Below are 13,668 nucleotides of genomic sequence, written 5' to 3' on the forward strand. Positions count from 1 at the left end.
GTCGGGCACCAGCAGCGTCGAGTAGCCGCTGTCGGCGATGCGGCGCACGCGATCTCGCCACGTCGGCAGGTCGGTCCTGAGCGGGGCAACGACCCCGAATCGAAATGGCTTCGGCGTGCCGGGATTGCTCTTGTCATCGATCACGGAAACCAGGTACTGCATCTGAAGATCCTCTTCTGTGGTGTCAAGACAGCGTGGTTCGGTGGTCAGGGACTTCAAGCCGTTGGCGCATACTGCGGGCGCCCGGCCGGCCGGTATACCTGGATCGTCACGCCCTTCGAGTCGACTCGCGACTCGACCAGGTCGAGCGCAAGATCCGGGCCGGTCTCCGGGAACAGTCTCGCGCCCTGGCCGAGGATCACCGGGATCACGATCAGAGTCATCTCGTCGACCAGATCGTTCTCCAGCAGCCACCGGGTCAGGACGCCACTGCCGTGCACCTGCAGCTCGCCCCCGGGCTTGGCCTTCAGCTCAATGATGGCCGCCGCGAGGTCACCGCGGAGAACGGTCGTGTCTTCCCAACCCGGCGCGGTGAGCGTGGTCGAGGCAACGTACTTGGGGGCCTCGTTCAAGGCCACGCCGATGGGATGTGCGCGCATCTGGTCGATTGATCCCCAGGAGCCGGCGAACAGCTCGTAGGTGTGCCGGCCGAACAGGAACGCCTCTGCGCGCTGGTAGGTCTGCGTGATGAACGTCCTGGTCTCGTCGTCGCCCTTCCTCCGGGCCCATCCACCGCGCTCGAATCCGTTCCTGCGGTCATCCGGCGCGGCGCCGTTTCCCTGCATCACTCCATCGATGGTGACCTGAGTCATGGTCGTCAGCTTCATGATCGCGGTTCCTTTGCCTTGGCGGCGCCCCTTGTGGGCAGCCTCACCCCTGCTACGAACACCACCGCCCCAACCCGACACCGCCTCCCGGATTTCTTTGAAGAATTTTCGGGACGCCGGTCGTCAGCAATCCGGCAGCACGACAGTGTCGTGGCAACCGCGCTCCACTTCCTCGAGCGCGCCCAGTGCGGACAAGCTCGTGGACCAGATCGATCGCGGAGATCCTGACCAGTGGTGGCCGGCGTCGAACGCGGGGTGAAAGCCGAGCTTAGGGGCGGTAAGGATCGCGTCATCTACCGCTATGGACCAGTGGTAGCTGATGGCGGCGGACCCTGTCCCAGTATTGGTTGCGTGTCTGCTTGTGCCGACCGCAGTGCGCCATAACCCATCTCCTGAGCGGATCGCCATCGCGGTTCCAGGCGATCGAGCGTGCGAACATTCTGGGCTGCCCGAGTCGGTGGGCGACGTGGTCGTAGAACTGGGTCAGGTCGAAATTGAGCTCGACCATGGCGACGTAGCGCCGCCAGTCCAGATCGCAGAGCGCTTCAGCGAGGCAGACCGCTTCGGGCAGCACGAGCAGGCCCAGATCGCTGTGCTCCGGCATCCGAGCGGTCGCTCGCCCCGGCGAGTGTTGAGCATTCTGCATTCAGGGCCGGGGCAACCTCGGCATTCATGCAACGCGGATGCCGATACCCGCCAGCCACCGCTGATTGGCCACCAGCGCACCGTCGAGGCGATCCCACACCGCATACCGCCAACCCACCTCGGTGCAGGCACGACCGGTGGCATCGAACGCTCCCGATCCTTGTCCGCGATCAGCTCGAGCGGGCTCGAATCCAACACCAGCACAGCCTCGAAACCCCCAACGCTCCACGCTAGATGGCCAAGCTCACGCCCCACCGTGACATCGTCCCCGCCTCGGGGGACGGCACGTCGACCTCCGCAAGTTTTTCATGAGTTCCGTTTGAGATACGTTGCGTTTGCGCATACCAAACGTAAACGAAACCAGGGCATCGAGCTCATGGCGATTCCACGGAGGCTGACCGCCGATAATGTTCACTTATCGGAGGTTAGAACGAGGTGATCGGTATAGGGAAGTTCTTGAGACGGCACGGGTTTCGTTTCGTGTGAATACGTTGGAATTGACGAAACCAACGCTACTATTCTGTGGTGTCCAATGTTTGTAGCTACCCGGGGTGTGCTCGACCGATTACACGCGGGGGAGGGCCCGGGCGACCCTCGGAATACTGTGATCATCCAGACCACACGCGGTGGCGAGCGTGGCGAGAACGTCAACGGCAGCAACAGGAATCGGAAGCACCCCCGAGTTCTGTCACTGTGACGCAGCAGGGGCCGGCGACGGTGGCTCGGTTGCGTGCCGACGAGCTGCTCACCCAATTCCGTGGGCTGGCAGATCAACTCGGCAATACGCTGACCGCGGCGGTGGCCGAGCTATCCACCCTTGCCGATCCATCGATCGCTGAGGCGCAGGTACAGGCCGTGCAAGCGGATGCGGCGCGGCGGATCGCCGAGGCGGAGGTTGCGACGGTCACAGCCGAGCAGGCGCGTCGGGAGGCGGATGAGGCCAGGGCGGCGGCGGAATCGGCCGCCGACGATGCGGCGAGTGCGGCCGAGCATGCGGAATCCATGGTCGCCCAGGCGGATACCGCGCGGGCAGATGCGATGCGCGAGGTCGAGCGGGCGACCAAACAGGCCGCCGACGATGTATTCGCGGCGCGCAGCGCGGCCGAATCGGAGATTCGCACCATCCGCCGCGAGGCCGCCGATGATGTGGAACGCGCACGGCAGCAGGCAACCGAAGATGTGGAATCGGCGCGGCGCAAGGCGGCCGCCGAGATCGAGCAGATCCGCCGCGAATCCGCCCAGCAGATCACCGCGGCCGGTGCCGAACGCGATCTGGCGGTACAGCGTGCCGCCGATGCCGAGCGTGCCATCCAACGCGCCGAACAGGCTGCCGCCGAGCGCAATCAGGCCGTTGCGGAGGCACGCGAGGAATTGAACCGGGTGCGGGCGGAACTGGATCGAACCCGTGGTGAGCTCGCCGATGTTCGCCTCGCAGCGAGTACGGAGATCGCGGCGGTGCGTGCCGAGTCGGCGGCGGCAGTCGAGCAGGCGCGGCGCGAAGCGGCCGAACGGTTGGCCGCACTCGATGACGCCCGGGCACAGACATTGGCGCGAGCGGAACGGGCGGAACGTCAGCTGGACCATATGGTCGCCGAATCTCGCGAGAGCCGAAGGGGATCGGTGTCCGATGCGGCTCCGGGATAGCAGACCGCGATAAATCCTTCGAATTCGACGACGACGGCGGCGGCCTTCTGAAATAGCTGTCCTTAGGCCCCGAACTAAGGTCTGTGGCCCGAGCCACAAAGTGGCCGCCTATGCGGAGGTGCTGGAATTTCTCGGCCGCCGGCTACCGATGTTGGTGTTGGTGTGGCTGTCCCGTGCAAGGTTGCTCCGAACCGACCCGGAACTCCCGAAGCTGATCCCAGGGGCAAAGTAGAACGCGCGGGTAACTGCTGATCGGCCTTACGGTTTGGGCTCGTGCGTCAGGGGTGGTCGCCCGAGGAGCTGATCGAGTCGTGGACGCTGGTCGGTGACGATTGGCGGTTGGTGGGCAACAAGACTGGGGCGACTCGTCTTGGGTTCAGCCTGTTGCTGAAATTCGGCAAGGACGGCGACCTCACCGGCCCCGACCGAGAGCACGCCGAAGTCTCCATGCTCGCGCTGCACCTGCTCCAATCGGCGCTCGTCCATGTCAACACCCTGCTGCTCCAGCGGGTGCTCGAAGACCCGAGGTTCCGAGAAATGATGGGGACAACGAACGACGCGCGCTGTCGGCGCTGTTCTGGTCCAACAAGGTCTACACCGACCATGCCTCCGGAACCAAGGCCGACCGACCCCAGTGGCAGGCGTGCCTGGCCGACCTGCGCCCCGGTGACACCCTCGTCGTCTGGAAGATCGACCGGCTCGGCCGCAGCCTGCGCGACCTCATCGACATCGTCGCCGCCCTCGGGCAACGCGGGGTGGGCGTGAGGTCGCTGACCAACGGCATCGTCGACACCACCACCGCACACGGCAAGCTCGTGTTCGGCATGTTCGCCCTCATGGCCGAGTACGAGGCCGCCCTTATCGCCGAGCGCACCGCCGCTGGGCTTGTTGCCGCCCGCGCCCGAGGTCGCAAAGGCGGCCGCAAACCCAAGATGACCCCGGCCCTGGTCGACAAGGCTCAACGCATGTACGACTCGAGGTCCTTCACCATGGCTGAGATCGCCCAGTCTTGCGGCGTCACCCCCATGACCGTCTATCGCAATATCCGCGTCGACCCGCGCACCACCGCCAGCTGACCGCCCGCGCTCACGAGTGCCGACATCCGTGCAGTCGACATCGCCACTGGGAAAAGAGTGACCTGCGGTGAGGTGACCGCTGTAGCGCCGCAACTCGAGGACCCGCCCACTGCGCAGAGGCCACGCGGGCCGGACGGGCAGCCGTGCGACCGGGCTTCTGCGGCTTCCTCATGCGAGCTCACCCGTCTCACGGGCCTGGTCATGGGGTGATAACGAGCTTTCCGCCTTTGGGAGTGCGACGTGTCTCCAGTTCTGTGAGGGCATCAATGGCCTGATCGAGGGGGACGGTGCGGGCAACGGGAAAGCTGATCTTGCCCTCCACTGCCACTCGAGCGAGCGTTTCGAGGTCTTTGAAATCCCAGGGCACCATGAGTGGCTTGTATTGCCGGGTGAACACACTGCGCACGACCTTCCCTGGTGAGAGGGCCGCGTCGATCATGTGGCCGCCGGGCTTGAGCATGCTCCGTGCCACATCGAGCGGAAGCGCGTCAGCGGTATCCACGACGAAGTCGAACTTGCCTTTGAAGGGGATCGGATCGAAGTCGAATCCGACGACGGGATCGATACCGAGTGCCTCAGCGTCCGCTTGGGCGGTGTCGCGGCAACTGCCTGCCACCCAGGCGCCGCGCATCAGCGCCAGCTGAGCGGCGGTGCGGCCAACGGCGCCGAGACAGCCGGTGATGAAGACGCTCTGGCCGGCCTGCAGCTTGGCGGCTTTGAGAACGGCGCTCATGCCGGTGGCTCCGGCGGTCGCAATGGCGCCAGCCTCCTCGAAGGACACCTCAGCCGGCTTCTTCGCGGTGAACTTCTCATCCACGACAGCCCACTCGGCGAACGCGCCTGCCGGCCGCATCATCGTCCCTCCGAATACGGCATCCCCTGGTTTGAAGCGGGTGACCCCGTCACCGAGGCGCTCCACGACACCCGCGAAGTCGTGACCGAGTCCGCGTGGGAAGCGCCGGCCCGTAAGCAGCTTGAGACCACCGCTACGGACCACGAAGTCCGCCGGGTTCGCGGATGCTGCCCTCACGCGAACAAGCAGCTGCCGCTTGCCCGGCTTCGGCACCTCGACCTCGTCGAGGCGTAGCACCTCGGGGCCGCCGTATTGGCGGTACTGGATTCGCTTCATGGTTGGCACAGGGATCCTCCGGAGCAGGCAGGTCGTCGGCATGAGCAATGCGCATTCCTGATGCCGCACCACGACATCAAGGCAGAGTTCAGAACGCCGTGACAGCAGATGCTGTCATCGAACAGGCTAGCAGGTGACGACAGCATCTGCTGTCGCTATGCTTGTGGCATGGCACGATGGGAGGGCAATACGCGCGGCCGCCTGGAACGAGCGGCGCTGGACCTGTTCACCAAACAGGGGTACGACCGCACGACGGTCGCGCAGATCGCCAAGCGCGCGAACCTCACCGAGCGTTCCTTCTACCGCTGGTTCACAGACAAGCGCGAGGTGCTGTTCGGCGGCAGTGAAGAACTCGAGGAGCGTTTCCTTGCCGTGATCGAAGTCGCTCCCGAAGGCACCGATCCGCTGACCACGCTGATGGCCGCGTTCAGCACGGCACCGGAGGTGATCCGCCCGCGCGAGTTCCTACGGGAGCGATCGGCGGTGATCGCCGCCAATCCGCCACTGCAGGAGCGCGAACTGATCAAGCTCGCAACCTTGTCGCAGGCCCTGACCGCCGCACTGGAGAACCGCGGCCACGACTCTCAGACAGCGCGGCTGGCCACCGATGCCGGCATGGCAATTCTCCGCCTGGCCGGCGAACGGTGGATGGCCGACGAGAACGCCGACCACGCCCGACTGCTGTCGGACTGCGCCGCAGACTTGCTTGCTGTTCTCACCGCAGACGGGGCCCCCACCCAGCCCTGAGCTGAGACCCGCACGGTGCGGGGGCGGCCGTCCGGATCCGGTGCACGGTCGCCGCCATCCGTTCTCGCCTTTCTCGCCTGCCCCGGATAACAGGCCCGCATCGTGTAGCGCCGCAGCGGGATCGCCTGGACATCAGCCGATCCGACCTACTTTGCCCCTGGGGTCAACTTCGGGAGTTCTGAGCCTATTCGACCGGCTGAGGTGTCGTCCGGGTCTGGCGCCCGACGTCGTTGAGGTGGCTCAGCGCTTGGACGTAGGACTCGACAAGGCTCGTCTCGCAGTAGGGCACGCCGATCTCGTCGCAGAATTGGGCGACCATCGGCTGGGCTCGCCGCAGGTTGGCGCGGGGCATCGACGGGAACAGGTGGTGCTCGACCTGATAGTTGAGGCCGCCCAGGACGGTATCGATGAGAAAGCCGCCGCGAACATTACGTGAGGTGAGCACCTGTCTGCGCAGGAAGTCGGTGTTGTCGCCTTCGGGCAGAACTTCCATCCCCTTGTGGTTGGGGGCGAACGTGCAGCCCATGTACAACCCGAACAGACCCTGCTGAACAACGATGAACGCCAACGCTTTACCCGGCGACAGGACCAGGAACACCGCGGAGAGGTACCCGACACCGTGCGCGGCGAGCAGTGCACCCTCCCAGACGCGATTCGGGATCGGCCAGCGAAATACCGCCCGGACGCTCGCGTAGTGCAAGCTGCCGCCTTCGAGCAACAACATTGGGAAGAACAGCCAGGCCTGGTAGCGGAAGATCAGCCGACGGATACCCGTGCCGGCCTGTGCGCGTTCGCTGGAATGGGCCAGGATTCCCATGACGTCGGGATCCGCACCCTCGGTGTTGGGGTGGGCATGGTGCCTGTTGTGATTGCTGGTCCACCAGCCGATGCTCAGCCCGATACCGAGATTGCCGACGATCATGCCGTACAGGTAGTTGGCTCGCCGGGAAGCGAAGATCTGCTTGTGCCCGGCGTCATGTCCCAGGAAAGCGATCTGCGCGAAAACCGCGGCCAGGAACACCCCAACACCCAGCTGCCACCACGAATCTCCGACGACGAAGAACCCCACCCACCCGGCAACGAACGCCCCTGCGGTAATCGCACTTTTCCACCCGTAGTACCGCAACTGGCGGTCCAACAGATCCGCCTCCCGGATCCGACGCAACAAGACCGAGTACTCACTACCACGCACCGGGACAACATCAGACGCTACTACCACGGAACCAGCTTGCCGCATGGAGACCACGTCCATGTGAACAGGCCTGCGGATCGGTGATACATCTACATGACAACCACGCCGACAGCAGCATCCGCTGTCCCTCGGCGACCCGGAAACGACCTCGCTGGAGCGGTGTGCCGCTGGCCACCGCGATGGTGTTTGTACGGCCCCGGAATCCTGAAGCTGTCAGGAAGTGCAAATGGTCGACCGAGGATCTGATCGGGTCGTGGACGCTGGTCGGTAGCGACTGGCAGCTGGTGGGGAACAAGTCCGGGGCCACACGGCTGGGCTTCGGGGTTTTTCTGAAATTCCTCGAGCTGGAGGCTCGGTTCCCGCGTGGTCCGGAAGAGGTCCCGGCCGCGGTGGTGTCCTATGTGGCCGAGCAGCTGAAGGTCGATCCTGCCGAGTTCGGCGCGTATCCGTGGTCGGGCCGTTCTGCGAAGTATCACCGCGAACGGGTCCGGGCGGCGTTCGGTTTCCGCGAGTTCAGCGTCGGTGACGAGGACAAGCTCACCGGCTGGCTGGCCGCCGAGGTGTGCCCGGTGGAGTTGCGCGATGAGCAGCTGCGCCAGGCGCTGCTGGTGCGGTGCCGCGCCGAGCGGATCGAGCCGCCGACGTCGGGACGGATCGACCGGCTGATCGGCTCGGCGCGGTCGACGTTCGAGAAACGGTTCTGTGAACGCACCGTGGCATGGTTGAGTGAGCTGTCGATCGACCGGTTGAACAACCTCGTTGCGGTCGGTGCCGCACCGCTCGCACCGGCACTTCCTGTGCCAGTGATTCGAAGAAGTTCGGGTCGTGGGAGTCGAACCTGATGACCCAGTACCACCAGCGCTACGGCGGGTACGGGGTGATGATCTACTGGCACGTCGAGCGCCGCAACGTGTGTATCTACTCCCAGCTCAAATCCTGCTCCTCCAGCGAGGTGGCGGCGATGATCGAGGGGTTGCTGCGGCACTGCACCGACGCGGAGATCGAAGCGAATTACGTTGATACGCACGGCGCTTCGGTGGTCGGGTTCGCCTTCACCGAACTGCTGGGGTTCAAGCTGCTGCCCCGGTTGAAGAACATCGGCTCGATCCGCATGTACCGGCCCGACGACACCGCCGTGTACGGACAGCTGGTCCCGTTCTGACCCGACCGATCAGGTGGGAGTTGATCGCGCAGCAGTACGACCAGATGGTCAAATACGCCACCGCGCTGCGCCTGGGCACCGCCGAATCGGAGTCGATCCTGCGGCGGTTCACCCGCGGCGGCCCGAAACATCCCACCTACCAGGCGGGCAGTTCCGCCTCGACATGAGCACCCGCCTGGACCTGACCCGCGAACGAGTCGCCGGGTAGTGGGCTTCCGGTAGTAACCACCGCAGGCGTCCGTCTCGCGTGACCTGCCGCGCGTCAGTCCGGCAGCCAGTGCAGCTCGTGTGCCAGGGTTTTAGCGACGGTACGGATGCGGCGGTGTAGTGGCGACTGCACGCGCGGGAGGACCAGGTGGATCGTCAGGCTGGGCGCGCCCCGCAGCGGTCGCCACGTCAGACCGGCCGGTTGTGTCGTGACCGCGGCTTCACCGGCCGGGGCGAGGGTGACCCCGTCGCGCAGGTCGCGCTGAGACATGTCGAAAGAGACTGCGGGCGTGAGGAATCGGGGGTCTGGCCGGGTGTCGCGGAACAGTGCGGACAGCTGATCGTGGATCACGGGGTTGGCCGCACGGTCGGGGAGTCGCAGCGGATACCCGGCCGCGTCGGCGATCTCGATCTCCGGGTGTTCGGCCAGCGGATGATGCTGTGCCAATTGGACCCCGACGCGCGCACGCCGCAGCAGGAACCGGCGCACGCCACGGCCCGGCTGTTCACCGCGGGTGATCCCCGCGTCGAGGCGGCCGTCGGCGACCGCGGGGGAGATCTCCGGTGTCGCCATCGGGACCGCGCCGACCTCGAGTCCCGGACTGCTGCGAATGAGCCTGTCCACCAGGGCCGGTGCCGTCTCGGCCCCCGCGCTGAGGCTGTATCCGATGCGCAGCGTGCCCAGCTCACCGGCCCCCGCATTCCGGGCGGTGTCCCATGCCCGGTCCAGCGCCGCCAGCGCAGGCGGCGCGGACTCCGCCAAAGCCGCACCGGCCGTGGTCAATACGACGCTACGCGTGTTACGAACCAGCAGGCTCGTACCGAGTTCCGCCTCCAACCGGCGCATCCGGGCACTGAGCGCAGGCTGCGCGATACCGATCCGAGCGGCCGCACGGGTGAAGTTCAACTCCTGCGCCAGCACCAGAAAGTACCGCAGGCTCACCGTATCCGGCGCCACATGCCCTCCCTGTCGATTGATAACGATCCGTTCTGAGCCTATCCCGTATTGATCTTTCCCTCGACCGCACATCAAGCCCTAACCTGCGCATATGACGATTCAACTGACCGCAGTACCCGTCGCCGGGAACGATCGATCTAAGTGTCAATTCGAAGTCGGACGTGTCCGGCCGAACACAGGAGGTTTCCATGGCTAAGGGCTACTGGGTCAGTGTCTACCCCGCCATTTCCGACCCTGAGAGGCTGACTGCCTACAACAAGCTGGCCGGTCCGGCTGTCCAGGCTGGGGGCGGGCGCGTCCTGTCCCGTGGCGGTCGAGTCGTCGCCCACGAGGCCGGAATCACGCAACGCGTCGTTCTGATCGAGTTCGACAGCTTTGAACAGGCCGTCGCGGCATACGAGAGCGAGGCATACCAGAAGGCGCTGGTGGCCCTCCCCGACGGCGTCGAGCGCGACTTCCGCATCATCGAAGGCATCGACTGACCGGCGGGCCCAGCCATCGCTGAGCATCCGTCACCTGGTATGCAGACGGTGCTGAACGACGACTCACGAGACGAGTTCGAAGCCATGCCCCGCGTCCCAGTTCGTCGTCGACGTCCTCGACGGCCTGATCCCTGTCGGGCGGATCGAAGAAGCGACGCGACGTCCGGGCCAGCTGGACTGTCTCGCTGACCTCGTCGACGAAACTCACCCTCGCCCGAAGCGAACCGCGAACCGCTTCTCACACGACAGATCGGTCCAGCGAACACAAGGCTTCGATGACCAGGGGCGCATCCTGCATCCATCTGCCGTGTGCCCCGTCGGGGCTACTCAGAGTACTGATATACAGTTTGAAGAACCGCAGGTCAAGACCTCTTTCGAGGGGTTTCGATCTGCGGTTCTTCTGTTGTTGAAGTGGCCCAGGGGCGCGCCTGGCTGCGCCAGGATGGCGCACTGGAGCCGGCTGCCCTGCTTCGGGGATCAGGTGGTCATGCCACAGATCTACCGCGAAGGCCCGTTCCTCGTGAGCCCGCAGGTAGCACAGGTTCTGTGCATCGTGATGGCTTTCGTGCAACTGCATCGGTAGCGGCCGGGGCCCCGGCGGGCAGCACCTGCCGCACCCGCGGCGGCAAGACCGCGGCGAAGTACCACACCGCGCGGTTCATCCTCGTAGCGCTGCCCCGCCGCCGAAGGTTAGTGTGCCCCATGGCTGTAATCCACCGCACGACAATGTCTCCCACCAAACTCGAGCTGCTCACCGCCTGGCTGCCGACCCGGCCCTGGTATCGAGACAGCGACCGCACACCGGAGCTGACCAAGGCCGGTGGCTTCCGGCTCGACGATCCGACGGGTGCGGTCGGCATCGAATTCATGCTGGTGACCGATGGTGCGGGGCCGGAAGCCCGCACCTACCACCTGCCGCTGACATACCGTGGCGCGCCACTCGACGGTGCCGACGAAGCCCTTATCGGCACCTCGATACACGGCATACTCGGACAGCGTTGGATCTATGACGGAACCCGGGATCCGGTGGCGGTCGCCCAGATTGTCGCGCTGCTGACCGGGCGAGCGCGGCCGCAGGCGCAGAGCGAGAGCGACACTCCGGACCCATCGGTCATCGTCACGGTCGGCGAACTCGCCGACACCGCAAGCGAACTCGTCTCGACCACCGATGGGCCCTCATACACCGATATCGCCGTGCAGGGCGGTGCGATCGCGGTGCTTCGCCACGTCCTGAACACCGCTGACGCCCCTGACGCAGCCAATGCCCGAGTGAGCGTGCCGTGGCAACTCGGCGACGGTTCCACCGCCCGCGCTGTAGTTCTCGCGATGGGAGCATGAGCCGGGAATCCGGTGGAAAATTATCGGAGTTCCGCGAGTCGAAAGCAAACATTCGGCTATCCGCATTCTCGAGTCATACCATGGTGCTATGCCCGAAAACGAGAGTGCGGGTCCTGGGGGTGAGCCTGTCGGCGGGGCGCGGCAGGCGGTGTTGTTCGCAGGCATCGGCTCGGTGGCCCTCGGGGGGCTCATCGCCGTGTGGCCGCACAAGACCGAAGCTACCGCGCAACTGCTGTTCGGCCTCTATCTGCTGTGGGGCGGCGCGTTACAGCTCATCATCGCCATGGGTTCGCGATTCGCGACCGCGCTGCGGATCTTCGTATTCTTCAGCGGCGTTGCCTCCGTCGCCCTGGCAGTATTGTCGTTGCGCAGCGCGAATTCGGTGGTGCTGCTCGCAGTGTTGATCGGCCTGGGCTGGGCCATCCGCGGCATCGCGCAGGCCACCGTAGCGGTCTGGTCCGATGGGTTACCAGAAAGTGGCTGGCAAGAGGTGTTCGGGCTGCTGACCATGATGGTCGGGATGGTCGTGATCGTCTTGCCCTTCGATTCACTCGAGGTACTGGCCTTGGCGGTCGGTGGCTGCGCGATCGTGATCGGCGCACTGGAAATCCTCACCGGCGCCCGCCGCCGTGGCGATGTTGTCCCGGTCCCGGACACCGTGCCCATTCCGGTAATCCCGAACTGAGTTGGCACACACTCGAATTGGTGCGGTGGCACGAAGATCGGGTGGCGGGTTAACTGTCGGGCATGGCACCCACAGCGAGTGGTTCGGAATTGATCGTTGTCACCCGCGGTGCGCGGGCGGGTATCGACCAGAATGCGGTGCGCGAGAGTCTCGCGGCGCAATCCCGGTTGGTCGAGTTGCTGCCCGAAGGCGGTGCGCCGGTGCGGATCTTCGGGCCCGCCAATCGGCTGCCGCAGCGGATCGCGGACACCGATCAGGAGCCGATCGGTGCGGAATATCTGAACTACTTCGCGGTGCGCGGCGTCGCGGCCGAACTCGAGGCGGTCGCGGATCGGCTGCGTGCCGATGACACGGTCGAGGCGGCCTACATCAAACCGCCCGCCGAGCCGCCGATCGCACCACCGGTGGTGCTGGCCGATATCGCGGCCCGAAGACTCGAGGACGCACCGCCGGTCACGCCGAATTACGAAGTCCGGCAGGGATATCTGGAGGCCGCACCGCAGGGGGTGAACGCCCGCTGGGCTTGGACCCAACCCGGTGGTCGCGGCGCGGGCGTGCGCATCGTGGATGTGGAGGGCGCGTGGCGGTTCAGCCACGAGGACCTGCTGGCGAACCAGGGCGGGGTGATCGGCAACGCGCCGTCGGCGGATCTGGGCTGGCGCAATCACGGCACCGCGGTGGCCGGTGAGATCAGCGGTGACGTGAACACTTTCGGCATTACGGGCATTGCCGCCGATGCCGCCATCCGCGCGGTCTCGGTCTTCGACGCGGGTTCCGCGGCCGCCATCCGCACCGCCGCCGACGCGCTCGGCGCGGGCGACATCATCCTGCTCGAACTGCACCGGCCCGGACCTCGCTACAACTACCAGAACCGTTCGGACCAGGCGGGATACATCGCGATCGAATGGTGGCCCGACGACTGGGCCGCGATCCGCTACGCCATCGGACGGGGTGTCATCGTGGTCGGGGCCGCGGGCAACGGCGCCGAAGACCTCGACAGCGCACTCTATGAAACCCGACCCGCCGACTTCCCGTCCTCCTGGCGCAACCCGTTCCGTGGCGGCGCGGCCGATTCCGGTGCGATCCTGGTCGGCGCGGGTTCCCCGCCACCGGGATTCCACGGCCGCGACCACGGACCCGCGCGTTCACGGCTCGCCTTCTCCAACTACGGATCCCGCGTCGACGCCCAGGGCTGGGGCCTGGAGGTGACCACCACCGGATACGGTGATCTGCAGGGCGGTGCAGACGAAGACTATTGGTACACAGACACTTTCAGCGGAACCTCGAGCGCGTCCCCGATCGTCGTCGGCTCGGTTGCCAGCTACCAGGGGCTGGCGGCCGCAGGCACCGGTCGCAAGACTCCGGCCGAAGTACGGGCCCGGTTGCGTGCCACCGGCTCACCGCAAGCAGACGCACCGGGACGGCCCGCGACACAGCGGATCGGGAATCTGCCCGATATCCAGGCCCTGATCGCACCGTGAATTCGGGCTGGGGGCCTACCGGCTACCGGCCGTTGCGGGTCCCCGGCGCCCTGTTCCGACCCGACCGAGCAGGGTCTGGTCGAGCACTGAACGAA

13 protein-coding genes and 3 pseudogenes are annotated in these 13,668 nt (G+C 65.7%); 10 read left to right on the forward strand and 6 right to left on the reverse strand.

What is annotated here, in order from left to right:
* Positions 1–215: 215 nt before the first annotated feature.
* Positions 216–827, reverse strand: coding sequence for a dihydrofolate reductase family protein (locus tag ABZW16_RS16555; RefSeq protein WP_354956632.1), 612 nt, complete (start codon positions 825–827; stop codon positions 216–218).
* Positions 828–1,116: 289 nt separating this feature from the next.
* The gene (locus ABZW16_RS16560; RefSeq protein ID WP_354956634.1) at positions 1,117–1,431 is read right to left on the reverse strand and encodes a hypothetical protein; all 315 of its coding nucleotides are present in this window, start codon (positions 1,429–1,431) and stop codon (positions 1,117–1,119) included.
* A gap of 734 nt (positions 1,432–2,165) precedes the next feature.
* Between ABZW16_RS16560 and ABZW16_RS16565 the strand changes: the two genes are divergently transcribed.
* Complete coding sequence (locus ABZW16_RS16565) at positions 2,166–3,116, forward strand: hypothetical protein (protein WP_354956636.1); 951 nt, start codon at positions 2,166–2,168, stop codon at positions 3,114–3,116.
* A 258-nt stretch (positions 3,117–3,374) separates the two neighbouring features.
* Here the strand turns inward: ABZW16_RS16565 and ABZW16_RS16570 are convergent, their stop codons facing one another.
* Positions 3,375–3,602 (reverse strand): hypothetical protein, encoded by a 228-nt coding sequence (locus ABZW16_RS16570; RefSeq protein ID WP_354956737.1) that lies wholly within the window; start codon positions 3,600–3,602, stop codon positions 3,375–3,377.
* On the opposite strand from ABZW16_RS16570, the pseudogene ABZW16_RS16575 reads away from it, so the two are divergent.
* Positions 3,555–3,659: pseudogene (locus tag ABZW16_RS16575) on the forward strand (hypothetical protein); the annotation flags it as partial. The gene ABZW16_RS16570 and the pseudogene ABZW16_RS16575 overlap by 48 nt on opposite strands.
* 17 nt (positions 3,660–3,676) lie before the next feature.
* Positions 3,677–4,192 (forward strand): annotated as a pseudogene (locus tag ABZW16_RS16580) (recombinase family protein); the annotation flags it as partial.
* A 199-nt stretch (positions 4,193–4,391) separates the two neighbouring features.
* Here the strand turns inward: ABZW16_RS16580 and ABZW16_RS16585 are convergent.
* Entirely contained in the window at positions 4,392–5,321 is a 930-nt protein-coding gene (locus ABZW16_RS16585) for an NADP-dependent oxidoreductase (RefSeq protein WP_354956638.1), read from the reverse strand.
* 168 nt (positions 5,322–5,489) lie between these two features.
* Between ABZW16_RS16585 and ABZW16_RS16590 the strand changes: the two genes are divergently transcribed.
* The gene (locus ABZW16_RS16590) at positions 5,490–6,068 is read left to right on the forward strand and encodes a TetR/AcrR family transcriptional regulator (RefSeq protein WP_354956640.1); all 579 of its coding nucleotides are present in this window, start codon (positions 5,490–5,492) and stop codon (positions 6,066–6,068) included.
* A gap of 184 nt (positions 6,069–6,252) precedes the next feature.
* Here ABZW16_RS16590 and ABZW16_RS16595 read toward each other — a convergent pair whose 3' ends face one another.
* Positions 6,253–7,260 (reverse strand): acyl-CoA desaturase, encoded by a 1,008-nt coding sequence (locus ABZW16_RS16595; RefSeq protein WP_354956642.1) that lies wholly within the window; start codon positions 7,258–7,260, stop codon positions 6,253–6,255.
* 179 nt (positions 7,261–7,439) lie between these two features.
* Between ABZW16_RS16595 and ABZW16_RS16600 the strand changes: the two genes are divergently transcribed.
* Both ABZW16_RS16600 and ABZW16_RS16605 read left to right on the forward strand, forming a co-directional pair.
* Positions 7,440–8,102 carry a DUF4158 domain-containing protein gene (locus tag ABZW16_RS16600; RefSeq protein ID WP_354956726.1) on the forward strand — a complete coding sequence of 221 codons (663 nt, stop codon included), beginning with the start codon at positions 7,440–7,442 and terminating at the stop codon, positions 8,100–8,102.
* Positions 8,102–8,589 (forward strand): annotated as a pseudogene (locus tag ABZW16_RS16605) (Tn3 family transposase). Before ABZW16_RS16600 ends, ABZW16_RS16605 begins: the two are co-directional and overlap by 1 nt.
* 95 nt (positions 8,590–8,684) lie before the next feature.
* Here the strand turns inward: ABZW16_RS16605 and ABZW16_RS16610 are convergent.
* Entirely contained in the window at positions 8,685–9,587 is a 903-nt protein-coding gene (locus tag ABZW16_RS16610; RefSeq protein ID WP_354956644.1) for a LysR family transcriptional regulator, read from the reverse strand.
* 188 nt (positions 9,588–9,775) lie between these two features.
* Here ABZW16_RS16610 and ABZW16_RS16615 point away from each other — a divergent pair, with 188 nt between their 5' ends.
* The 4 genes from ABZW16_RS16615 to ABZW16_RS16630 all read left to right on the forward strand — a co-directional run bounded on the left by ABZW16_RS16615 (position 9,776) and on the right by ABZW16_RS16630 (position 13,573).
* Positions 9,776–10,069, forward strand: a complete 294-nt coding sequence (locus tag ABZW16_RS16615) for a DUF1330 domain-containing protein (protein ID WP_354956646.1) — start codon at positions 9,776–9,778, stop codon at positions 10,067–10,069.
* A gap of 702 nt (positions 10,070–10,771) precedes the next feature.
* Positions 10,772–11,407, forward strand: a complete 636-nt coding sequence (locus ABZW16_RS16620; RefSeq protein ID WP_354956648.1) for a 1,4-alpha-glucan branching protein — start codon at positions 10,772–10,774, stop codon at positions 11,405–11,407.
* Positions 11,408–11,495: 88 nt separating this feature from the next.
* A complete protein-coding gene (locus tag ABZW16_RS16625; protein ID WP_354956650.1) occupies positions 11,496–12,092 on the forward strand; it encodes a DUF308 domain-containing protein in 597 nt (198 codons plus the stop codon).
* Positions 12,093–12,154: 62 nt separating this feature from the next.
* Positions 12,155–13,573 (forward strand): S8 family serine peptidase, encoded by a 1,419-nt coding sequence (locus ABZW16_RS16630; protein ID WP_354956652.1) that lies wholly within the window; start codon positions 12,155–12,157, stop codon positions 13,571–13,573.
* The last annotated feature ends 95 nt before the right edge of the window (positions 13,574–13,668 follow it).

The organism is Nocardia sp. NPDC004604, from assembly GCF_040609795.1.
GTDB lineage: Bacteria > Actinomycetota > Actinomycetes > Mycobacteriales > Mycobacteriaceae > Nocardia.

Bases quoted from the DNA above. Each gene is read 5' to 3' on its own strand.
- ABZW16_RS16555 (WP_354956632.1), bottom strand. From the start codon at position 827: ATGAAGCTGACGACCATGACTCAGGTCACCATCGATGGAGTGATGCAG.
- ABZW16_RS16560 (WP_354956634.1), bottom strand. From the start codon at position 1,431: ATGCCGGAGCACAGCGATCTGGGCCTGCTCGTGCTGCCCGAAGCGGTC.
- ABZW16_RS16570 (WP_354956737.1), bottom strand. From the start codon at position 3,602: ATGGACGAGCGCCGATTGGAGCAGGTGCAGCGCGAGCATGGAGACTTC.
- ABZW16_RS16585 (WP_354956638.1), bottom strand. From the start codon at position 5,321: ATGAAGCGAATCCAGTACCGCCAATACGGCGGCCCCGAGGTGCTACGC.
- ABZW16_RS16590 (WP_354956640.1), top strand. From the start codon at position 5,490: ATGGCACGATGGGAGGGCAATACGCGCGGCCGCCTGGAACGAGCGGCG.
- ABZW16_RS16600 (WP_354956726.1), top strand. From the start codon at position 7,440: ATGGTGTTTGTACGGCCCCGGAATCCTGAAGCTGTCAGGAAGTGCAAA.
- ABZW16_RS16615 (WP_354956646.1), top strand. From the start codon at position 9,776: ATGGCTAAGGGCTACTGGGTCAGTGTCTACCCCGCCATTTCCGACCCT.
- ABZW16_RS16620 (WP_354956648.1), top strand. From the start codon at position 10,772: ATGGCTGTAATCCACCGCACGACAATGTCTCCCACCAAACTCGAGCTG.
- ABZW16_RS16625 (WP_354956650.1), top strand. From the start codon at position 11,496: ATGCCCGAAAACGAGAGTGCGGGTCCTGGGGGTGAGCCTGTCGGCGGG.
- ABZW16_RS16630 (WP_354956652.1), top strand. From the start codon at position 12,155: ATGGCACCCACAGCGAGTGGTTCGGAATTGATCGTTGTCACCCGCGGT.